The organism is Algoriphagus halophilus, from assembly GCF_900129785.1.
Taxonomy (GTDB): Bacteria; Bacteroidota; Bacteroidia; order Cytophagales; family Cyclobacteriaceae; genus Algoriphagus; species Algoriphagus halophilus.
The window spans coordinates 365307-386884 of record NZ_FSRC01000004.1 but is presented as its reverse complement, the minus strand read 5'-3'; the positions used below and the strand labels follow the sequence as shown (position 1 = coordinate 386884).

19 protein-coding genes are annotated in these 21578 nt (G+C 38.5%); 5 read left to right on the top strand and 14 right to left on the bottom strand.

Features of this window, described 5'->3' with window-relative positions; translation table 11 throughout:
* Positions 1 to 7: 7 nt before the first annotated feature.
* The 14 genes from BUR11_RS20690 to BUR11_RS20625 all read right to left on the bottom strand — a co-directional run bounded on the left by BUR11_RS20690 (position 8) and on the right by BUR11_RS20625 (position 14071).
* Positions 8 to 619, bottom strand: coding sequence for an alpha/beta hydrolase (locus tag BUR11_RS20690; protein WP_074226927.1), 612 nt, complete (start codon positions 617 to 619; stop codon positions 8 to 10).
* Positions 612 to 1562 (bottom strand): ring-cleaving dioxygenase, encoded by a 951-nt coding sequence (locus BUR11_RS20685; protein WP_074226926.1) that lies wholly within the window; start codon positions 1560 to 1562, stop codon positions 612 to 614. The genes BUR11_RS20690 and BUR11_RS20685 overlap by 8 nt, the downstream gene beginning before the upstream one ends.
* A gap of 83 nt (positions 1563 to 1645) precedes the next feature.
* Positions 1646 to 2191, bottom strand: coding sequence for a YceI family protein (locus BUR11_RS20680; RefSeq protein WP_074226925.1), 546 nt, complete (start codon positions 2189 to 2191; stop codon positions 1646 to 1648).
* Positions 2192 to 2269: 78 nt separating this feature from the next.
* On the bottom strand, positions 2270 to 2722 hold the full coding sequence (locus BUR11_RS20675; RefSeq protein ID WP_074226972.1) for a MarR family winged helix-turn-helix transcriptional regulator: 453 nt from the start codon (positions 2720 to 2722) through the stop codon (positions 2270 to 2272).
* 159 nt (positions 2723 to 2881) lie between these two features.
* A complete protein-coding gene (locus BUR11_RS20670) occupies positions 2882 to 3682 on the bottom strand; it encodes an alpha/beta fold hydrolase (protein WP_074226924.1) in 801 nt (266 codons plus the stop codon).
* Positions 3683 to 3765: 83 nt separating this feature from the next.
* Positions 3766 to 5358 carry an amidohydrolase family protein gene (locus tag BUR11_RS20665; RefSeq protein ID WP_074226923.1) on the bottom strand — a complete coding sequence of 531 codons (1593 nt, stop codon included), beginning with the start codon at positions 5356 to 5358 and terminating at the stop codon, positions 3766 to 3768.
* A gap of 136 nt (positions 5359 to 5494) precedes the next feature.
* Positions 5495 to 6310, bottom strand: a complete 816-nt coding sequence (locus BUR11_RS20660) for an enoyl-ACP reductase FabI (RefSeq protein WP_074226922.1) — start codon at positions 6308 to 6310, stop codon at positions 5495 to 5497.
* An 86-nt stretch (positions 6311 to 6396) separates the two neighbouring features.
* Positions 6397 to 8049 carry a DNA repair protein RecN gene (recN, locus tag BUR11_RS20655; protein WP_074226921.1) on the bottom strand — a complete coding sequence of 551 codons (1653 nt, stop codon included), beginning with the start codon at positions 8047 to 8049 and terminating at the stop codon, positions 6397 to 6399.
* 39 nt (positions 8050 to 8088) lie between these two features.
* On the bottom strand, positions 8089 to 8991 hold the full coding sequence (porD, locus tag BUR11_RS20650; RefSeq protein ID WP_074226920.1) for a type IX secretion system protein PorD: 903 nt from the start codon (positions 8989 to 8991) through the stop codon (positions 8089 to 8091).
* Positions 8992 to 9019: 28 nt separating this feature from the next.
* Positions 9020 to 10228: a bifunctional phosphopantothenoylcysteine decarboxylase/phosphopantothenate--cysteine ligase CoaBC gene (coaBC, locus tag BUR11_RS20645; protein WP_074226919.1), complete on the bottom strand. Its 1209-nt coding sequence runs from the start codon at positions 10226 to 10228 to the stop codon at positions 9020 to 9022.
* Positions 10229 to 10233: 5 nt separating this feature from the next.
* Positions 10234 to 10548, bottom strand: a complete 315-nt coding sequence (locus BUR11_RS20640; protein ID WP_074226918.1) for a DNA-directed RNA polymerase subunit omega — start codon at positions 10546 to 10548, stop codon at positions 10234 to 10236.
* Positions 10549 to 10571: 23 nt separating this feature from the next.
* Complete coding sequence (locus BUR11_RS20635; RefSeq protein WP_074226917.1) at positions 10572 to 11477, bottom strand: outer membrane protein assembly factor BamD; 906 nt, start codon at positions 11475 to 11477, stop codon at positions 10572 to 10574.
* Between the two features lie 67 nt (positions 11478 to 11544).
* A complete protein-coding gene (locus tag BUR11_RS20630; RefSeq protein WP_074226916.1) occupies positions 11545 to 12261 on the bottom strand; it encodes a T9SS type A sorting domain-containing protein in 717 nt (238 codons plus the stop codon).
* A gap of 127 nt (positions 12262 to 12388) precedes the next feature.
* Positions 12389 to 14071, bottom strand: coding sequence for an OstA-like protein (locus BUR11_RS20625; RefSeq protein ID WP_074226915.1), 1683 nt, complete (start codon positions 14069 to 14071; stop codon positions 12389 to 12391).
* Positions 14072 to 14119: 48 nt separating this feature from the next.
* Here BUR11_RS20625 and tilS point away from each other — a divergent pair, with 48 nt between their 5' ends.
* The 5 genes from tilS to BUR11_RS20600 all read left to right on the top strand — a co-directional run bounded on the left by tilS (position 14120) and on the right by BUR11_RS20600 (position 21570).
* Positions 14120 to 15439: a tRNA lysidine(34) synthetase TilS gene (gene tilS, locus BUR11_RS20620; protein ID WP_074226914.1), complete on the top strand. Its 1320-nt coding sequence runs from the start codon at positions 14120 to 14122 to the stop codon at positions 15437 to 15439.
* Between the two features lies 1 nt (position 15440).
* On the top strand, positions 15441 to 15956 hold the full coding sequence (locus tag BUR11_RS20615) for a Crp/Fnr family transcriptional regulator (protein ID WP_074226913.1): 516 nt from the start codon (positions 15441 to 15443) through the stop codon (positions 15954 to 15956).
* 148 nt (positions 15957 to 16104) lie between these two features.
* Positions 16105 to 17040 (top strand): malate dehydrogenase, encoded by a 936-nt coding sequence (gene mdh, locus BUR11_RS20610; protein WP_074226912.1) that lies wholly within the window; start codon positions 16105 to 16107, stop codon positions 17038 to 17040.
* A 101-nt stretch (positions 17041 to 17141) separates the two neighbouring features.
* Complete coding sequence (locus BUR11_RS20605) at positions 17142 to 19847, top strand: hypothetical protein (RefSeq protein ID WP_074226911.1); 2706 nt, start codon at positions 17142 to 17144, stop codon at positions 19845 to 19847.
* 61 nt (positions 19848 to 19908) lie between these two features.
* The gene (locus BUR11_RS20600; protein WP_074226910.1) at positions 19909 to 21570 is read left to right on the top strand and encodes a mechanosensitive ion channel family protein; all 1662 of its coding nucleotides are present in this window, start codon (positions 19909 to 19911) and stop codon (positions 21568 to 21570) included.
* Positions 21571 to 21578 lie beyond the last annotated feature (8 nt).

Genomic DNA, 21578 nt, shown 5'->3' with positions numbered 1-21578 from the left:
AAGAAAATCACATTAAAATATTTTTATTGACCCATTCAATCTCTTCTTGACGAATTGTATGTTCTGGATCATCAAAGAGCAAGGTTTTAACATCTGCTCCAATTTTTTTCATTAATTCTGCCGATTCTTTTATTCGAGTAGCAGGAACATGAAAGTCTCGATCACTACTCCCAATAAAGATCGGGGTTCCTTGGAAATCACCTTTGTACTTTTCAGGAAGTAACTTTTCTCCGATCAGGCCTCCGGTAAAGGCAATCACACCTCCTAGCTTTTGGGCATTTCTGGATGCAAATTCTAAACTTAAGCATGCACCTTGGGAAAAGCCGATCAGGTAAATATTCTCGGGTTTAATGCCTGCTGAAATTATCTGATCCCAGGAAAACTGCAAGGTAGAAATTGATTTTTCAAGAGCTGTCCTGTTCTGTAGGTCTGGAGCCATAAAACTATAAGGGTACCAAGTATTTCCTTCAGCTTGAGGAGCCAACAAAGCAAAATCATCTAAGTTTAGGTAATTACTAAGTGACAATATACTTGAGGCAGACGCTCCTCTACCATGAATTAATATGGCAGCTTTTTGGGCTTTCCCTATTGGCAATCCTGCAGTTTTTACCTCAGGCATAATCCTCCGTTTTTAAAGTGACCGGAATTAAATTCTTCTCAATTTCTTTTCTACTTGGCTCAGCCCATTCAGGTAATTTGATCAATTCTCCCAAATGTGCTTCGTCCTCATCTATTGCGAAGCCTGGCTCATCCGTCGCTACCTCAAATAAAACTCCTCCTGGTTCTCTGAAATAGATGGAGTTGAAGTAATTTCTATCTTTCACCTCAGTCACCTGATATCCATTATCCATTAGAATCCTCTGAACTTCCAATTGAGTTGATTTATTCGCAGTTCTGAAAGCAATATGATGGACTGTTCCAGCACTTTGCATACCTCTGTGCCCATTAGGATTCACCACTATATCTACTATATCTCCTGGTTTTCCTTCTGTTCCATATCGATATCGATCCCCTTCTTGACCTATAAAATGGTAATCCATATGATTGGTCAAAAGTTGTGCTGTCAATTCTTTGGATCGAAGATTCAATGTAGCTCCATAAAAGCCTTTGATACTATGTTCCAAAGGGATTTGACCATAGGTCCATCCAGCTCTATCGTCTTGGTCATTAGCTATAAGCTCTATTCCCATGCTATCATGGTCTTCAAACCTGATCAATTCATGACCAAACCGGGTTAATTTATCAGAAACCGGAACCCCAAACTTTTTTAACCTTTCTATCCAATAATCTAAGGATCCTTTTGGAATTGAAAATGCAGTATAAGTCAATTCACCTGTTCCTTTCACTCCTTTTCTAGCTCCCGTAAAAGGAAAAGTAGTGAACACCGTACCAGGTTGCCCCAGCTCATCTCCAAAATAGAAATGATATACATCAGGCGCATCAAAATTGATGGTCTTCTTCACCAACCTCAATCCTAAAATACCAGAGTAAAAATCAATATTGGCTTGAGGATTTCCAGCGATTGCTGTGATATGGTGTATTCCGCTGATTAATGGTTTCATGGTTGTATTGGGTAAAGTTTATAAAATCAAGCTAAAAGGGCAAACCCTTTTAGCTCGATCATTGGTGGTAGTTATTAAATGGCTTAGTCAGCCAAAACTTCTTGCTCTTGCTTAACAAGCTGTACGCTAAGGATCAATTTTACCTGATCACTTACGACAACAGATCCAGCTTCAGTCACTGCAGACCAAGCTAGTCCAAATTCTTTTCTATTAACTTTTCCTTCAATTTCAAATCCAGCTTTAGTTTGTCCGTAAGGATCTCCAGCTACTCCTCCAAAATCAACATCCAATTCTACTTGCTTGGTAGTTTCTCTCATCGTTAAGTCGCCAATCAATTTGTAATCACCATCAATTTGAGAGATTTTTCCTGTGAATGTCAATTTAGGATGATTTGCTGCATCAAAGAAATCTGCAGACTTCAAATGATTGTCACGATCAGTTTGGTTGGTGTCAATGCTGTCAATATCAGCTGAAAAAGAAACCGTTGCACCTTCAAAACTATCAGATGCACTTTCTGCGCTTCCTTCAAACTTTCTAAAATATCCTGTCACTGTTGAAATCACCAAGTGTTTTACTTTGAATGAAACTTCAGAGTGTGTAGGGTCGATAATCCATTTAGTAGTTGCCATAATTGTTTTTGTTTAAGTTGTTGTATTATTTTTAGGTTGCCACATTATATGTCTATACATATATATAATCAAATTTTTTTAGCCACGCAATTTATCCAGCAATTCATTTAGCTTATTCACTTCATCCAAATTCAAATGAACAAAGTCTATATTGCCTTTTTCCACTCGAATTTGTAATTCAGCAAGTAGTTCCAAACCCTTTTCAGTAATCAAAACATCTACCTGTCTTCGATCATTTGGACACTCGGAACGTTTTACTAAACCTTTTACTTTCAGTTTTTCAACTAATCTGGAGGCGTTAGACATCTTATTCAACATTCTGTCCTGAATTGATGAAACCGTAGTAGGCACTCCATTTTGGCCTCTTAAAATCCTCAACACATTATATTGCTCAGGTGAAATACCATATGGCTTGAATAGCGCATTTTGGCTTGTCACCAAATAACTATGGGTATACAATAAATTCACTACAGCCTTATTGAAAGGATCTTTAAACTCTTTCTGCTGTATTGCTTCTTCTATCTTCACCATTTCTTTGCAATTGTATTTAATGTATATACATTTAAATGTATCAAAAGGTTTCAAAAATTCAAAAAAAATATTTCGAATTGCATTGTTTTTTTCAGAAAACAAGCTTTATAGGCTGTATTAAGGGATTTCTTGGCGGATGTAAAAAATTATTTTTTCGAATTAACTATTTTCTATTAACCAATCCCCGATCAACCGATTAACCTCTCTGGGCTTTTCAATACAGCTGCTATGCCCAGCACCTGGTATTCGGTGCAACTTTGCATTAGCAATCCCCATCTGAATAAACTTCGCCTTAACAGGTTTGGTGGCAATATCCTCATCCCCTACAATTACCATCGTGGGGCAAGAAATAAATTTGAGTTCCTCTTCAATTCCCTTTCTATAAATCACTCCATCAACGGGTCCAGTGATGGATCTTTTGTTAGACATCATTTCTTTCTTCCAGAAATCCACTTTGTCCTTATTCAAAGGATTGGTCAGCCAGCTTTCTGCAAACATAATGGGCATTACCTTGTTTGCCACTGGGCCAAGGACTCCAAACCACTTCACTATTCCATTCAGGGTCTTGTATTTGGGTATATTTTCAACCGGCTCTGAATTGGCTGAAGTTTCCATCAATATCAAACTTTTCACTATTTCCGGATGCCTTGCAGCTAATCTCATTCCCACGAATCCTCCCATGGATAATCCTGCAAAATGCACTGGTCCCTTACATAGTGATTTTATTAAAAGAAATGCATCATTGGTTAAGGTATCCATATCATAAGGACCTTTAACTTCGCTCTCCCCTTGCCCTCTATGATCATAGGAAATCACTCTAAACCTTGCACTCAAAAACTCTATTTGCTCTGCAAACATTTTATGGCTCCAAAGGAGTCCATGTGAAAAAACAATGGTCTCGTCTCCTACGCCTTGATCAGAATAAAATAAAGTGACTTCATTTACTTTAATATGGGGCATCGTTTTTAGTATTAAAAATGAACCGGGATATACTGTAATTGATATAACAGCATACCCCGGCACTAGGTTTTACAAATTTTTGATTACCAGTCCAATCCTGGCTGATGAATTGGTGTGCTTCCTTCTTCAGCTTTTGCCTTATCCACCATATTTTTCACATCTTCCAACAGCTTTTTGGCATCATAAACAATCCCATCTTTGACAGTGTACTTCACTCCGCCTACTCTAATTGCTTTGTTGTTTTCATCGATTCTGATGGCACCAGTTCCATAAAGGACCTTCAAATTTTGAAGTGGATTCTCTTCTACAATTACGAAATCAGCTAATTTTCCAACCTCCACTGTTCCGATTTCTTTCTCCATTCCCATCAATTCCGCACCATACATAGTAGCTGATCGGATCACTTCCAATGGATGAAAGCCTGCTTCCTGAAGCAACTCCAACTCTCGGATATAAGCAAATCCATACAATTGGTAAATAAATCCAGAATCAGATCCTGCAGTAACTCTGCCTCCACGGTTTTTGTATTCATTTACAAAGGTCATCCAAAGCCTATAGTTCTTCTTCCATTGGATTTCCATGGCAGTGGTCCAATCAAACCAATAAGACCCATGGGATTGTCTGCTAGGTTCGTAAAATTTCCAAAGAGAAGGAAGTGTATAGGTCTCATGCCATTCTGCTCTCTGAGCTCGCATTAAATCACGGTTCGCTTCATAAATATTGAAGGTAGGGTCCAATGTAAAATCCAACTCCAACAGTTCATTCATTACGTTATTCCAGTGTTCTGAATACGGTTCAGCTGCCTGTTCCCAAAGCTTCCCAGCTTCAGAAAATCTATGCTGCTCATTTTGATAGTTATATTCAACAGGGAAATCCTGAACTGTCCTATCAGAAAACAATGCCTCAGGAAGTCCATACCAATGTTCCATGGAAGTAAGTCCAGCTCTAGCAGAATTTAATACATTCCATCTTGCTACATCCACTTGTGCATGGTGCATGGCAGATCGTAATCCAATTCTTTTATTCTCGGAAATGGCAGCTTGCATTACTCCTGGCTTTGCCCCAAAAAATTTAATTCCGTCAGCACCTTTTGCTTTATTGGAATTCACCCATGCTTTGGCTTCTTCTGCGTTTGTAATTGTACTTTCAGCTCCTTGACCAAAAGCAGTGTATGCCAAAATCCTAGGTGCAGTAATCTCGTTCGCTGCAGATTTTTCTTTTTGGTCCAACACCCAATCTAAACCATTCCCTGTAGAAGGGTCTCGAATGGTGGTGACCCCGTGAGCAAGCCAAAGTTTAAATACATATTCTGCAGGCGTACCTTGCCCCCTGCCGCCAATATGCGCATGAGAGTCCACAAAACCTGGCATTAAATAATGACCTTCCAAGTCATATTCTTTATCATTCTCTCCAGCTTTTGGCCTTCTGTTTTCATTTATTGGTAGGCCTGGATAACCAACGACTTGGATTTGGGCAATCTTATTTTTCTCTACCACAATATCGACTGGGCCAATTGGGGGTGCCCCAGTACCATCTATTAAGGTGACCCCGCGTAAAATAAGGCGACCATATTGTCCGTCACCCTCTGTCCGTTCTGGAGCAGGTTCAATTTGTGCATAAACTGATGCCGAGATCATGGCACAGAAAAATGCAATTAGTAGTAAAGATTTTTTCATGGTTGATGGTTTAATTAATAACGAGCAATAAGATAATGCAAAATGCAAGAACAAAAAATCAGTTTTAGATGAACAGCTTTATACTAAAAAAGCCTTTTGGTTTCCCAAAAGGCTTTTTCTATAAACTTCCTCTTACTTAAAGATCTTTGAATTTTTCCATGATCTCTTCAGAAATTCCAGTGAACGAATATCCTCCATCATGAAACAGGTTTTGCATCGTTACCATTCTAGTCAAATCTGAGAACATGGTTACAATATAATCTGCACAGCTTTCTGCTGAAGCATTTCCTAATGGAGACAAAGCATCCGCAAAATTATAGAAAGAGTCAAAACCTCCAATTCCTGTACCAGCAGTGGTTTTGGTAGGAGACTGAGAAATGGTATTGACACGAACATTTTTCAATTTTCCGAATCTATAACCATAACCTCTCGCTATGCTTTCTAGAAGAGATTTGGCATCTGCCATATCCGTGTAGAAAGGGAAAACTCTTTGTGCTGCAATATAAGAGAGCCCCACGATGGAACCCCATTCTTTCATTACATCCATTTTTTCCGCTACATGCATCATCTTATGGAAAGAAATAGCAGAAACATCATAAGACTTCATCGCCCAATCATAATTCAAATCACCATAAGAGCGACCTTTTCTAATATTAGGAGACATTCCGATAGAATGTAAAATGAAATCAAAGTCACCTCCCAAATATTCTTTTGCCTCGGTGTAGAGCTTCTCAATATCTTCTACACTAGTGGCATCAGCAGGAATAACAATGGTATCACATTCTTTTGCGAGATCATTGATGGCACCCATTCTCATAGCAATTGGTGCATTGGTCAATACAAATCGAGCTCCCTGTTCTTTAGCTTTAAGAGCAGTCTTCCATGCAATGGAATTCTCGTCTAGGGCACCAGTGATGATACCTAGCTTTCCTTTCAGCAAATTTTCTGGCATATATACTATTGGATTAATTTCAAAAATATGCGTAAAAATAGAGAAAATTTGGCATTCAGTCCCTACTGTATAGCGCTTACTATCTCTTATACCCTTAATAGCTCCTTGGCACTCTTCAACGCAGAGTCACTCGGATTCGCCCCACCAATCATCTTGGCAAGCTCCAAAACCCTTTCATCAGCACTTAATTCCTTGATTTTACTGATGGTTTTATGAGAAGAATTATCCTTGTAAACGAAATAATGAACATCGCCTTTTCCTGCCACTTGAGGCAAATGGGTAATGCAAATCACTTGGTGCCTCCCAGAAATTTCTTTCATCATTCTCACCATCTGTAGGGCAACCTCCCCTGATATCCCTGTATCAATTTCATCAAAGATTAAAGTAGGCATCGCCATTTTATCTGCCATTAAGTATTTAATGGCAAATAATAATCTTGAAAACTCTCCTCCTGAGGCAACTTTTTTAAGAGGTTGTAAGGAAGTCCCTTTATTTGCGGAAAACAATAACTCGACCTCATCCATCCCATTGGAAGTTGGGGCGATCGAGTTTAACTCGACTTGAAGTTTTGAATTTTCCATTCCCAACTCCACCAAAAGTGCTTCCATCTCTTTTTGAAATGTAGCAAAGCACGCACTTCTCTTTTTGGTTAATGCTTTTCCTGATTTCAGGACAGCTTCTTCCGACAGCTTTAAATTATTCTTAGCAGCCTCTAATGTCTCGTCCAAATTTTGAAATTGGAAAACCTTATCTGCAAGTTCCCTTTCCAATGCCATCAAATCCTCTACAGTAGGAAGGCCATGCTTCTTTTGAAGCTGATAAATCTTACTTAGCCTATCTCTTGTTTCCTCCAGTCGGTCAAAATCTACTTCCACCCCAGCTTCTTCATCACTTAGGGTTTCTGATAAATCCTTCAAATCAATGAATAGACTTTGGAATCGTTCTTTTAGTGGAGCAAACTTGTGAGCTAGCTTTTCCAAAGATTCCAATCCATGTTTCACCTGTGTCAATCCCTGAATAATCCCGAACTGCTCATCTTCAAAAAGATTTAGCATTTCATTGATTTTCATTTTGATTTCCTCCGCATTCTCCAGTACCTCTTGGCTGGATTCCAGTTCATCCTGCTCCCCTTCCTGAAGGCTTAAGCTACTTAGCTCCTCTAATTGAAATTGGTTAAAATCAGCCTCTTTCTGTAACTCTTGTGCTTTATTTTGAATCTCTTGAAATTCCTTTTGAAGCTTCTTAAACTTTTTAAAGTCCTCCTGGTAAGCCCTTAATTCCGCTTTACTTTGGGCAAAGGCATCAATCAAACTGAGTTGATAAGATCCAGAACCTAGCTGTAAGGTATCATGCTGGGAATGCACATCCATTAGTTTCGAACCCAGAAATTTCAGAAAATCGAGAAGAACTGGCGTATCATTAATAAAGGAACGGGATTTTCCACTGGGGCTGATTTCCCTTCTGATAATACAGGTAGATTCATAATCTAAATCCTGCTGCTCAAAAAACTCATTTAGCCCATATTCTCCAATTTCAAATACCCCTTCCACGATACATTTCTTGTCTTCAAAAAGAAGGACTTTGGTATCTGCCCTATTTCCTAAAAGGAGACCCACAGCACCAAGCATGATGGATTTACCTGCACCAGTCTCCCCAGTAATCATATTCAATCCACTGCTGGGTTTCATCAGCAGTTGATCTATGAGGGCATAATTTTGAATACTCAGTGATGTAAGCATGGGTAATTATTGGGAAAAGCACAAAGTTATAAATCGCGATTAGCTTTTCGTCAACTCATTGTATTTTCTGGCATTATTGGGATCCACTTCCAATAAAAGTTCCACTAATTCTGTTCGGATTTCCAGGGAAGCATTTTTAAATACTTGGGCAATCTCATCCCCTTTAGCATCCATAAAGGTAATTGTCAATATCCCGTTTGGCTGGGCCTTGTTCGCTTCGGCTACCAAACGAATTGCCTCCAACATATTTTCATAAGCTTTTTCAGGCTCAATTTGTAATATATCTAATCCTTGACGATGATATAAATAATAAGCCTCACGTATTGGAGCATAAACAGAAGAAGTATACAAATCATTGATCAACCAATACCTGTTTCTTCTATCTGTTGGACTTTGAACCCAACCTGGCCTACCTGATTGTTGAGCATTGTTTACAATATCATTCGCTACTTCAAAGAAATCCTCGCCTCCTTTACTCGAAAAACTATCATAATCTATCCCCAAAGCGATGTGCGCATAATAGCCTAACAAAGAGCTGATATTATTCAGAAAATTAAATCGATTAAATTCCAGGGGTTGAGATTCAATGTATTCGAAATTCCAATTTCTGTCCGCAAAATTAAAAAGCAGACTTTCGTAATTCGTCCCATAGATGGGGCGAACAGTCTGAATCTGGACCGTCGCATTATACACCCCTACTTGAGGCACATCGTTGATGGTAATCAATAAATTCCCCTTAATACGCTCCTCTGGTCGAAACTCATCCGTGGTCCAGGACCTTCCATTTAAGAATTGCTCGAAACTGGTTTTCATAGTATTGAAAACCGTCGTATTCTGTATTCTTGCCCGGTCACTGTTGATAATGACGGTAAAATTGAGTTCTTGAGAGAAGCCTAAATGGCTCAAAAAAATCAAAAACAAACCTAATGTCGCTTTCTTCATAGATTTAAAAATAATGAAATATTCAAGTTCACACTCCAATTGGAACCAATTTGATCTGATCCAAAATCAATTCAGCAATTTTAGCCTTGGTATCTACTTCTGAACTTACTGAATGACCTGAAGATTGGTAAATATGAACTTTATTAGTATCTACTTTAAATCCTGCGCCAGTCTCTCTCATTGAATTTAAAACGATAAGATCAAAGTTTTTCTTATCCAGTTTTGCCTTTGCATTTTCAGACTCATTTTGAGTTTCCAAGGCAAAGCCAACGTGCAATTGTCCCGGGTGCTTCAACTTCCCTAGTTCAAAGGCTATATCTACATTCTTCACCATTTTCAAGGACAAATCTGCTTCACTCTTTTTGATTTTCTCAGGAGCTACTTCAGCGGGTGCATAATCAGCTACTGCAGCTGCAAACACACAAATATCCATTAAACCATGAAGCTTATGAGCAGCATGATACATTTCCTTGGCTGATTTCACATCAGTCCAATGAAACTCAGATTTATCAACGTTCAAAGAAATAGGTCCTGAGATCACATAAACTTCTGCTCCTCTAGCCTGAAAGGCCTTAGCCAAGGCATAGCCCATTTTTCCGCTGGAGTGATTACTGATAAATCGAACAGGATCCATAGCCTCCTGGGTAGGTCCCATTGTAATCAACACCTTTTTGTTTTGGTAATCTGATTGAGTATGAAAAAATTGGATGACCTGATCCAAGATCGATTCTGGCTCCATCATTCTCCCTTGCCCGGATAAACCACTTGCCAGTTCACCTATTTCAGATTCCAAGACATGGTTCCCAAAAGAAACCAGCTTCTCCAAATTATGGCGAACAGCTGGGTGCTGATACATATCCAAGTCCATTGCAGGTGCAATCATGACAGGACACCTAGCGGAGAGGTAGGTTGCAGTAAGTAAATTGTCGCAAAGCCCATTTGCAAACTTGGCAATAGTATTGGCGCTGATTGGTGCCACTAAAAATAAATCTGCCCACAAACCCAACTCCACGTGGTTATTCCATACTCCGGTCTCATCTTTTTGAAACTCGACTAATACGGGCTTTTTGGAAAGGGTTGCTAAAGTCAGAGGGGTAATAAAATCAAGAGCAGAAGCGCTCATAATTATTTGCACTTCTGCTCCAGATTTGATTAATAAACGAGTAAGATAGGCTGATTTGTAAGCGGCAATACTCCCGGTTACTCCCAATATTATTTTCTTACCCTTGAGGTCCATAAGAATTACTCTCCTGCTTCTTCAGAAGGGTATCTAAAGTAAACCTTATCTTCCATAAACTCTTCCATAGCTATGGTAGAAGGTTTAGGCATTCTTTCGTAAAACTTAGAAATTTCAATCTGCTCTTTATTTTCGAAAACTTCTTCTAGATTGTCTACTGTAGATGCAAACTCAGAAAGCTTATTATTCAACTCTTCTTTCAAAGAAGAAGAAATTTGTTTAGCTCTTTGACCTACAATATGAAGAGACTCATAAAGGTTTCCAGTCTTATCTGCGATTTTATCCAAATCACGAGTAATAATTGACGGATTAATTGCCATATTTTGATCTATTTAAGTTTCGTTTAATTATTATTATCAATTGCACCTAGAGTAGCTTTTCTCTCTGCCTCTTGAGCCGCTGCTCTTTCTGCTACACGCTTCTTCAAATCTAAGTGATCTTGCATTTCTTCTCTTGCTTCTTCCTCAAAGGTCTTTACTTCTGCAGTGTATCCACTTTCCGGATATTTCCTGTAGAAATCCCCTGCAAACCTTAAAGCATCAGTCAATCGTTCTTCCTTCTTCAAGTACGCAGAATTTTTTGCATACTCTGTGGACACCTCCACTAATTTATAAGCCAACTCTTCATTGTACTTACTTTCTGGGTAGTCTTTGGCAAAATTCTGAAAGTTCACGATGCAAGCTCTAAGAAAATCTCCCGGGTACAAACCATCTTTCAGTCTGTAGTACATGGAAGATTCCTGATATGCCTTTTCTTCAAACCTTGTTTCCAAATCACTCAACATTTCCATGGCTCTTTCATAACTGGAAGATCCTGGAAATCTTGTTACAAATTGTTGGATTGCGGAAACAGCCTCTTGACTACTTTGTTGATCCAAATTATAATCAGGAGCATCAAGGTACAAAGAATAAGCATGCATAAATAATGCTTCCTCTGCCAAAGGGCTTCGATTGTAGGTTCTAAAGAAGTTATTAAAGTAACCAGCGGCTTCAATATACCTTTTTGTCTTAAAATGACAGTTGGCATAATTGTAATCAGCTAGTTCTGCTTTTTCACTTCCTCTAATTACAGGTAAAACCTTATCATAAAGGATGATCGCTTTATTATATTCTCCTTCTTGGTAATACTTATTAGCCCCTTCGTATAATTCCTCCCAGTTTGTGCTTTTTTCAAGCTTGTTGAAAGGACCACAGGCACTTACTGCAATTAATATTACTAGAACGATAATGTTGTGTACGCGCATTTTCATTTTCAAGACCGCAAATATACGGGATAATTATTCGGATTCAAATGGTAATTGAAAGAGAGATTGCTTCTTACTTCTTGACAACGAGCTTCTTGGTCACAATATTTTTATTGTCCACAAAAAGCGTGTAGAAATAAACGCCAGGGTTGAAATCAGAAACGTTGATCACCAAAGAATTTCGTTCGGGGTCCAACTGATATTCAGCGACTGGATTCCCAATAAAACTATTTATAGCGATTTTTGCCTGAACATTAGGATATTTTAACTGGTAATCCAATTGGGCGATTCGGTTACTTGGATTCGGATAAATATCACTTAATGTCAATTCTTTGTAGTCGAATTCATCCACTTTTTTATTGGGATTGGAAACATCGTAACGTGCCTCCACTACAAATGATTCCCTGATATTTTCAAGATTCACGAAGTTTAGATCGAAATTCCCTTTAGTCTCCACAATCCCCATATCAAAATCCAGATACAAATCTGTCATCACTTCCCCAGGAGCCAGGGTAATCTTAATTTTCGCCAAATCCTTTTTGGGGTCAAAACATTCATCCCCAATACAAATCTTCACATGTTGAGAAGACCCTATGTTTCCATTAATATTTTTCAGAAAGTATGTTTTGGATTGATTTGATTCGTTTTGAAGAATTACCGTTTTTCGTTGGGTTGTGCTTAAATCTCCGGTAAACTCCAAGTTTTCACTCAACACGCGAGTTTGCTGTGCTCCCGCAAATAGCGGAAACATTAGGCAAAGCCACATAAAAAGTTTGAGGAAATTATTCATGTAAAGTTCTAATCAATAAGCGACATATCTGTTTTCACAGTATTCAATATACGCACAAAATTAGTTCGATGTTAATCAGAACACAGAAAAAATGGGTTAATTCTTGTTAACCTTGATAAAATTTTTTCTAGGATTGTACGTTACCGCTTTTTATTGGACTTTTCTTTTGTTCAAAAACCCGCTTTACAGGCATTGCTCCTCGCTTTTTTAGCTCTTCCTCTATCTCTTCATCAGTAGGCATTCTAATTTCTACTTGAGGAACTTTAAATAAATTTTTCAAATCAGGATCAATCTCAACTGGAGTCCTCCACTTCATAATCGTATCCATATCCGGCCTTTCTTCAAACCTCCAATTAAACCCTGAAAGCTTGGAATTATCCTCGTCTAAATTCTGAAATGGGATAAACCTCCCATCAGGTTTAATGCCATAATTGACTCTCTGAATTGCTCCTTCATTAAATCCCAACTTGATAGTAGCGCTTTTCGTCATATTGATACCTTGAGAAGCAGTGTCAGCCTCCAATACAAAGTAGAGCGACTCCCCGTTCCCATCGATATCCATTTTTGAAATTTGCCCTTCACTAAAATAACCCATCATCTTCCTTCCTTTCATTTGATTGAAATTCAGGATTGTGTCCTGGGTAATAATGAATGCATTGTCCTTCAGATAAACTCTATCCAGATTTTCATTGACGATATAAAAAGTCATGCTATCAGAAGAAATCTGACTTTTCTGGTTCCACATGACGGGATCATTAAAAAGTTGGATAGAGGAATCGTTGTAATTGTATACCAAGGAGTCAGCTTTTCCAGAAAGGTCCTGCTTTACAATATTGACCGAATTAAAAGCCAGTAAAAATTTTGCTGAATCCAACTCATTGTCTTGTGAAATCAAAGAATCCGCAGTCATGAACAAGGTGTCTTGTTCGAAATATTTTCGGACCAAGGCATTCCCATACACCAAACTATATTTTCTCTCTTCCCAATATTTCCCTACATCCCCAAAGACCTCTACATTCCTTTCTTTATTGAATACCCTTACATCATTTTTACCCTCATAGTAAGCTAGGTTTTCATCATAAAAAAGCTCAATGGCCTTGACCCTACTAGTCTCTGTCTCCACCACGCCATCAAAAAACTGAAATTGCTTATTTTGGGTATCATAAAAACTTCCATTCTGTGCGTCCAGCGTATTCCCTTCTTTAGAGATTAAATTTGTCAAGCCTTTTGTCTCTGCTGATTTGGGGATGGTTAGGTAAACCAAATCATTGGTTTTCATGGTATAATCTGGGTTTACCAGAACCACATCATCCTCAAAAGTGATCTGTTCAATACTTACTTCATACCGTCCCTTTTCACTAGTCAGCACATTCACGGAATCCACAACTTTCCCCTCATTAAAGTAGTAAGCTATATTCAATTCCCGGTCGTAATCCAGGTAATCTGTGTACAAGGTGGTCTCTTGATTTGTAAAGACCACGTTGTCTCTGAGTTTGGCCAATTTTTTATTTCCGTCATATTCAGCATATGCGCTGCTAGTCCTAATTGGATCCTCTTGATCCACTATCCGTACATTTCCAAACAATCTTGCCTGATTGGTTGCTCTATAAAAATAGGCAGAGTCACAATAAATCAGCGAGTTTTGATGCCTCATCTCCACATCCCCAATTAACCTTTCAAATCCGCTCTCCCCGATCAACTCTCCAGCTTTATTGATTTCCAAGGTAGATGAACCTTGAGCTGAGGCTTGCCTTACCAAAAGGAAAACGAAGGAAAGGATCAGATAAAGACGAGGGTGTAGACTATTCATAAATTCTAAGATGTCGGCAAAATTAGCAGAAAATGATATTTTTGATCAATGATCGAAGCTTTTATCCAGCATATCAAGAAGAAGTCCCTATTGGACACCGATAAGAACTATCTTTTAGCCTGCAGTGGCGGATTAGATAGTGTATGTCTTGGAACCTTGATGTATCACGCAAAGATTCCCTTTGAAGTGGCTCATGTGAATTTCCATTTAAGAGGTTCTGAAAGTGATGGGGATGAGGTATTTGTAAAAGAGCTTGCTGCCTCTTGGGGAAAGAAGTTTCATGTTCATCATGCACAAACTGCCCAAACGGTAGAAGAAAAACACATTTCCACCCAAATGGCCGCAAGGGAAATTCGATATGATTGGTTTGAAGAAACCCGGAAAACCAGAAATCTGGATGGAATTGTATTGGCGCATCATAAAGATGATCAAATAGAAACGATCTTTTTAAACTTGACCAGAGGTACCGGCATAGAAGGGGTATACGGAATGGCAGACAAAAGAGGTTGGCTAATTCGCCCTTTACTTCCATTTTCAAGAGACGAAATCAAGGAGTTTGCAGAAAAAAATTCCATCCGCTGGAGAGAGGATAGTTCTAATACCAAGACAGATTACAAAAGAAATAAACTTCGATTGGTAGCTTTACCGGCATTGTATGAAACCACCGAAAACACCAAAGAAAATCTACTGACAAGTTTCGAACGACTTAAGGATACCGGAAAGGCATTTTCAGGACTTTTTGATTTATGGAAGTCTAAAAGCATTCAGGAGAAAGAAGACCTTCAAACCCTTCATTTCCAATACTTTATTCACATGGAAGGAGCGACCACCTTGCTCTATTTTTGGTTGAGGTCGTATGGGTTCAATTCAGACCAAGCCAAAGAAATTTATGAAACCTGCACCTATCAAGAGTCTGGAAAAATCTTTACCTCTACAGATTATGTTGTCAATATCGATAGACAACAAATCATCCTTTCTCCTAAAGCCCTGATTTTTGATGAAATAGAACTCACGAAAAATGACTTAGGATTTACTCTGCCTGAGGGGAAATACGAGATGCTCAAATTGGAAGAGGTTTCAGAAATAGACCCAAACAAAGCCAATGCAATGTTGGATTTGGACCAACTGGAATTCCCTTTAACCATTCGTAATTGGAACGAAGGAGATAAGTTTATTCCATTAGGGATGAAAAACAGCAAAAAAATCAGTGATTTTTTGATAGATTTGAAAATACCCGTGGTGCAGAAGCAAAGGACAAAAGTCTTAGTTTCCGGAGGGAAAATTGCTTGGATCCTCGGCTTACGAATCGCGGATTGGGCAAAATGCACTGCTGCTACTAGAAAAACTTTATACCTGAAAAAACGGTGATATGAGAAATCCATTTTCCAAGACCTACTCGCCTGAAGATCATGAAATGTTTGATTTCCTTTCCCAGATCAAGTTTTTCGAAAGCATGAAAAACAAGGAGATGGCAAGGTTTCTTCCAGCCATGCATCACCGCACCTACAAAAGGGATGAGGTAGTTTTTTTCAGTAAAGACCCCAGTCAGGCTTTATACTTGGTCAAAAGGGGACAAATCACCTTGACCATTGACGTCAGGGATACATTTGAAACAATCTTGGAAATCAATAAGGGTGAAGCATTTGGAGAAAACTCCTTATTAGAAAATGCAAAAAGGACCTACACTGCCATTATTGTTTCCGAGGAAGCGGATTTGATAGTGATTCCATATTATGCAATCCAAGAAATCTTTTCCAGCAATCCTAAAATCAAGGCAAAGATGATGACCTCTTTAGCTGAATATTATAACGAAAACAATCAGCGACTTTTCAGATCCTACAGAGAATCCTTTGGATTTTTCAGTCTCCGTCAGATGTTTGAATAAGACATCTTATCTCTTTCCTCATTCATTCATCAAAAATCTGCCTTTCAAGGTAAAGTATTCACTTCCTTGCTTCTATTCCTAGGCATAGTTTAATAACTTAGCGACGCTTTTTTTAAGGCAGTAATAAAAATAAAATCAATATAATCTCATGAGCAAAGTAACCGTAGTAGGGGCAGGTAACGTGGGTGCTACCTGTGCCGATGTATTGGCTTATCGCGAAATCGCAGAAGAAATAGTTCTAGTTGACATCAAAGAAGGTGTTGCTGAAGGCAAAGCCCTTGACATTTGGCAGAAAGCTCCAATCAATCAGTATGACAGCCGTACTGTAGGAAGCACAAATGATTACAGCAAAACAGCTAACTCTGATGTAGTAGTGATTACCTCTGGTCTTCCTCGTAAACCTGGAATGACTCGTGACGACTTAATTGAAACCAATGCTGGAATCGTTAAGTCTGTAACAGAAAATGTTATAAAATATTCTCCAGATGCAATCATCATTGTGGTATCCAACCCACTTGACGTGATGACTTACCAAGCTCATCTTTCTTCTAAATTACCAAGAACGAGAGTAATGGGTATGGCTGGAATTTTGGATACTGCTAGATACAGAGCATTTATTGCTTCTGAATTGAATGTTTCTCCAAAAGAAATCCAAGCAATTCTAATGGGTGGACATGGTGACACAATGGTACCACTTCCAAGATACACTACAGTTGCTGGTATTCCTGTGACTGAATTGATCGACGCGGAGAAATTGGATGCAATTATCGAAAGAACCAAATTCGGTGGTGGTGAATTAGTAAAATTAATGGGTACTTCTGCTTGGTATGCTCCAGGTTCAGCAGCTGCTCAAATGGTGGAAGCTATCTTGAAAAATCAAAGAAGAGTATTCCCTGTTTGTATCAAACTTGAAGGCGAATATGGAATCGACGATTGTTACCTAGGTGTACCTGTTATATTAGGTAAAAATGGCATCGAGAAAGTTCTTGAACTTGACTTGAATGAGGAGGAGAAAGCATTGCTAGAGACTTCTAGAGGCCATGTAAAAGAAGTAATGGAAGTTTTAAATAAGTTAGGCAAGTAATCCTACTTATTTGATAGATAGAGACCTAAGAGTTTAGAGTTTGCACTCTGAATTCTTAGGTCTAATTTTTGTGATCTATTTTCTGAATCAGACAAAGAATCGTGAAAATCTGGAAAAGCCTTCTTGTACTATTATTTGTGATCCTTTTAGCGGGAGGAGGTTTTTGGGTTTATCAACAATATTTTTCAGCCCGAAAAGTCAATAGCTTAGACCTAATCAGTCAAGATGCTGTTTTTGTGTTTGAAACCTACCAAGGGGCAGAAACATGGAATTCTTTAGTAAATGATCCTGCTTGGGGGATCTTCAAAACTTTTCCTGCATTTGAAAAATTATCCGATCAACTGATCACCTTGGATAGTCTTACTGGTGAAAGCGGTCAAATCGCCAAACTAGTCCAAAAAGAACAACTATCCATTAGCCTCCATGCTACGGGCATCGAAAACTTTGAGTTACTATATACCTTAAACCTAAGTCCATCGAAAACCTCTGGACTTCTCGAAGACTTTAAATCAAAAATCCCTGAGGGCTCAAGGTTTCAGACCCGAATGTATTCTGATCAGGAAGTGGTAGAATATTATGACCAAGAAAATAACCGAATTTGGTCAATTGCCATTTTAGGAGATCTGGTAGCATTTTCTTCCTCTTCCTTTCTGGTAGAGCAAGCGATTAGATATTACCTAAATGAAAATCAGGAAGGCTTTTCAAAATTAATTCAAAACACTGAATTAGATCGAAACTCACCAGGAAGACTTTTATTATCTGGAAAAGGAATAGCTTCCTTACTAAAGGGAGTGGCTGGAGATAGAGAAAATCAAGCCATTTCAAATTTAGAAATCATGAATGCGGCCTTGGCTTTAAATCTCTCTTTCAAGGAGGGCCTACTTGAATTCACCGGACCGGTTTTTTATCCTGACCCTATTAATTTTACTCCTTCTATTCGAGCCAACCTATCAGCGATAGAGTCCCTGATTTCAAACAGAACGCTGTCTTTAACCCAATACAATCTAGAAAGCATTTTTGAAACTCAAAAAATAGAAAATAGAGCATTCCCTTTTAGATCCACTCTGGTAGGAGAAATCCAAAGAACTCTGACGGACCGAGGTTTTTTTGATAATTTTTCGGGTGAACTTTATTTGCTGGATTTAGAGAAGTTTGGCGGATCTGACCAAAATCTAGCTTTACTTGCAAGAACTGTGGATGCAGCCCCAGCCTTATCCCTTCTTAAAGATTTTCAAAAATCTGAAAGTGAAGAAAACTCCGACTTCTACTTAGATTATGAAATCTTGTTTGTTCCTGAAGAAGAGTTTCCTGCTCACTTATTTCAAGGAAAATTCCATGGTTTTGGACAGACATTTATCACTTCAGTAAATGACATTTTGATCTTTGCTAATTCCCAGCAAGCAATGAAATTGATATTGGATGATTTTACTTCAAACAACACCTGGAGAAATTCTTCCAACGCACCTGCCGCCAAATCAGAATTGAATTCCGCTTCTGGGTTTTCAAGAATTTACCTGATCGATGAGATTTGGTCCAAATGGACTAAATATTCTAATCCTTCTTGGAGTTCTTTTTTACAAAGGTATACCAGCAGCTTCCGCTCTTTTCCTTGGATTTCTCTTCATATCAACAAACTCCCTGATAGAACAGAAGCTACCTTAAGGTTTCCATACAAGAGCGATTATACTCCTGAAATCAAGCAATCAGGCGCCATTAGCCTACAGCCTAATAAAAGTATTGTCCTTGATCAAAAACTGATTTATGGTCCTGCTACCGTTATTAATTACCAAGACAATACCCAAGATATATTAGTGCAAGATGAAAATAATGTCATGCACCTATTCAACGAAATCGGTGAAGAAGTCTATTCTTATCCTTTAGACGGACCTATCGTTTCGGATATCTTTCAGGTGGACTATTACAAAAACGGAAAACTTCAGATTCTTTTAGCCACCAAAAACAAAATTTACGGAATAGACCGCCTTGGCAACCTACTGCCTCGGTACCCATTTAGCTTGGGCAATCAGTGGATTTCTCATCTAAATTTGGTAGACTATTCAAATACTAAAGAATACCGCTATTTTATTAGTACGGAAGAAGGAAACCTTTTCCTTTTAGACAAAACCGGTCAACAGTTAGATGGCTGGAATCCACTACCCATCCAGGAAAAAACCACAAGAGCCCCTGCTCATTACAGAATCCCAGGAAAAGGTGATTATATGGCTGCACTCAGTGAAAAAGGAAATCTGTTTATTTTCAACAGAAGGGGTGAAAAACAGGCTGGAAGCCCTGTGAAACTTGGTGATGCCATTAAATCCCGAGGCATTGTTTGGAGAGATCCAAGTTCAAGATCTTTCAAATTTGTTACTGTCACTTCCAATGGAGAAATAATTCACTCCAATTTTGATGGAGAAATTGGCTATAGAAACCAGCTGATCAAGGATGATCGGGATAGTGAATTCATGTTGGTCCCAGATCAAAAAGAAAATGATTTTGTCTTTATTTCTAGACAATACAATGAAGTCACTGTTCTTGATAAATCGGAAAAACAACTAATGAATATTCGAGTATCCGGTGATGACTTAATCTATCAATACTTTGATTTTGGAGCCGATAGACAGATTTTTGCATTGACTGACCTCACACAAGAATTCTGTTATTTATATGATATGGAAGGTAATCTGATGACTACCATGCCACTGGAAAGCAGTAGTTCAGTTCAAATCACCTACCAATCTTCAAAAGGTCAATACCTGATCAGAACGATCAGCGGATCCAGGATTACTGAATTTTTACTTTCAGAATAAGCACTTTTGAAAAGCTTGGGCTAGGAATTATGAATGGCTAACTTGCAAAAAATCTCAAAACATGATTAAAAAGTATTTCTTGTTACTCTGGATATCTTTCCTGGCATCCTCTTATTCATATGGCCAGTTAATAACGGAGCAAAAAGATTTGATGGAAGTTTCTGATGAGGTGAACTTAAGTTCCCCTTATCACACGACTTTGACTTTTTTTTACAATTTGGAAGAGGAAAACTTTCATCCTGATAAAGCCGCCAAAACCTTTAATTTGAAAGGTGCTGAAACCTTGAACGGAAATCAACTTAGCGTAAAACTGAAGCAGATTTTTGAGGGAAAAGGGGTCATCATCAGAACTAGTAGCATCCCTAATGAGCAAAACTATAGAGACACCTTATCCGGTTCAGATCAGATCTTTTACTTTGACAGGACAAAACTACCAGGGGTCTTTTTAGAGAAAACAGGTAATCAATGGATGTTTTCTTCCTTCACGGTAGGCCAAATCAATAGCCTGCATAGAGAAACTTATCCTTACGGAACTGCTAAATTATTAGACTTACTTCCAAAAATTGGGAATGAAGAATATTTAGGATTTCACCTGTGGCAATTGGTCGGATTCCTAATCTTGATATTCCTGGTATTTCTCAGCCATTTGGTGTTCACATTTTTAGTCGACAAGGGGCTACTGTATGTTCTAAAACGCTTGGGGTATGGGTATATCGGTGAAAACTACCTATTGCCCATTGCCAGGATTACCAGTTTCTATTTTATCGTGCTTTTGTTGGCGCTATTCCTTCCAGTATTACAGTTACCTACTGAAATATGGGCATGGATTATTGTGATCATCAATACCCTAAAACCTCTCTTAATCACCGTAATTTTCTACAAAATTGTAGATGTTATCGCTGCCTACTTCTCAAAACTGGCAGAAAGAACAGAGTCTACCCTTGATGATCAATTAGTGCCTTTGATCAGAAAGACCCTAAAAGCTTTCGTAATAATCATTGGTACGCTCTTCGTTTTAAAAGAAGGACTCAATCTTGACATTATTCCATTCCTAACAGGACTTTCTATTGGTGGTGTGGCCATTGCTTTGGCAGCTCAGGATACCATAAAGAACTTCTTTGGTTCGGTGATGATCTTTTTGGATAGGCCTTTTCAGGTAGGTGATTGGATTACTTCAGGTGACTTAGATGGAACGGTAGAAGAAGTTGGTTTTAGATCTACTCGAGTAAGAACCTTCCGTAATTCTGTCATGTATATTCCCAATGGAAAAATTGCGGATGCCACGATAGACAACCATGGTTTACGCCAGTACAGACGTTTCTATACGACCATTACAATCACCTATGATACCCCTCCTGAATTAGTAGAGGAATTTGTAAAAGGGCTTCGTGCGATCGTCACCTCTCATCCGAAAACAAGAAAAGACACCTTCCATGTCTATTTCAACAACTTGTCCTCTTTTAGTTTGGACATTATGTTTTACATTTTCTTCGAAGTTCCTACATGGGCCGAGGAATTGGAATGCAGACATGAAATATTAATTCAGATTATGAAGCTTGCTGAAACCTTGGAGGTAAGATTTGCATTCCCTACTCAGACTGTTCATATGGAAACCTTCCCAGAGAAAAAGAGTCTTTCTCCGGAATACGATTCAGACATCAAGAGGTACCAGGCAAAACTCGGTCAGTTCATGCAAGAGGAATTGAGGAAAAAAGAAAATTAAATCTAATT

Bases quoted from the DNA above. Each gene is read 5' to 3' on its own strand.
- BUR11_RS20690 (WP_074226927.1), bottom strand. From the start codon at position 619: ATGCCTGAGGTAAAAACTGCAGGATTGCCAATAGGGAAAGCCCAAAAA.
- BUR11_RS20685 (WP_074226926.1), bottom strand. From the start codon at position 1,562: ATGAAACCATTAATCAGCGGAATACACCATATCACAGCAATCGCTGGA.
- BUR11_RS20680 (WP_074226925.1), bottom strand. From the start codon at position 2,191: ATGGCAACTACTAAATGGATTATCGACCCTACACACTCTGAAGTTTCA.
- BUR11_RS20675 (WP_074226972.1), bottom strand. From the start codon at position 2,722: ATGGTGAAGATAGAAGAAGCAATACAGCAGAAAGAGTTTAAAGATCCT.
- BUR11_RS20670 (WP_074226924.1), bottom strand. From the start codon at position 3,682: ATGCCCCATATTAAAGTAAATGAAGTCACTTTATTTTATTCTGATCAA.
- BUR11_RS20665 (WP_074226923.1), bottom strand. From the start codon at position 5,358: ATGAAAAAATCTTTACTACTAATTGCATTTTTCTGTGCCATGATCTCG.
- BUR11_RS20660 (WP_074226922.1), bottom strand. From the start codon at position 6,310: ATGCCAGAAAATTTGCTGAAAGGAAAGCTAGGTATCATCACTGGTGCC.
- recN (WP_074226921.1), bottom strand. From the start codon at position 8,049: ATGCTTACATCACTGAGTATTCAAAATTATGCCCTCATAGATCAACTG.
- porD (WP_074226920.1), bottom strand. From the start codon at position 8,991: ATGAAGAAAGCGACATTAGGTTTGTTTTTGATTTTTTTGAGCCATTTA.
- coaBC (WP_074226919.1), bottom strand. From the start codon at position 10,228: ATGGACCTCAAGGGTAAGAAAATAATATTGGGAGTAACCGGGAGTATT.
- BUR11_RS20640 (WP_074226918.1), bottom strand. From the start codon at position 10,548: ATGGCAATTAATCCGTCAATTATTACTCGTGATTTGGATAAAATCGCA.
- BUR11_RS20635 (WP_074226917.1), bottom strand. From the start codon at position 11,477: ATGAAAATGCGCGTACACAACATTATCGTTCTAGTAATATTAATTGCA.
- BUR11_RS20630 (WP_074226916.1), bottom strand. From the start codon at position 12,261: ATGAATAATTTCCTCAAACTTTTTATGTGGCTTTGCCTAATGTTTCCG.
- BUR11_RS20625 (WP_074226915.1), bottom strand. From the start codon at position 14,071: ATGAATAGTCTACACCCTCGTCTTTATCTGATCCTTTCCTTCGTTTTC.
- tilS (WP_074226914.1), top strand. From the start codon at position 14,120: ATGATCGAAGCTTTTATCCAGCATATCAAGAAGAAGTCCCTATTGGAC.
- BUR11_RS20615 (WP_074226913.1), top strand. From the start codon at position 15,441: ATGAGAAATCCATTTTCCAAGACCTACTCGCCTGAAGATCATGAAATG.
- mdh (WP_074226912.1), top strand. From the start codon at position 16,105: ATGAGCAAAGTAACCGTAGTAGGGGCAGGTAACGTGGGTGCTACCTGT.
- BUR11_RS20600 (WP_074226910.1), top strand. From the start codon at position 19,909: ATGATTAAAAAGTATTTCTTGTTACTCTGGATATCTTTCCTGGCATCC.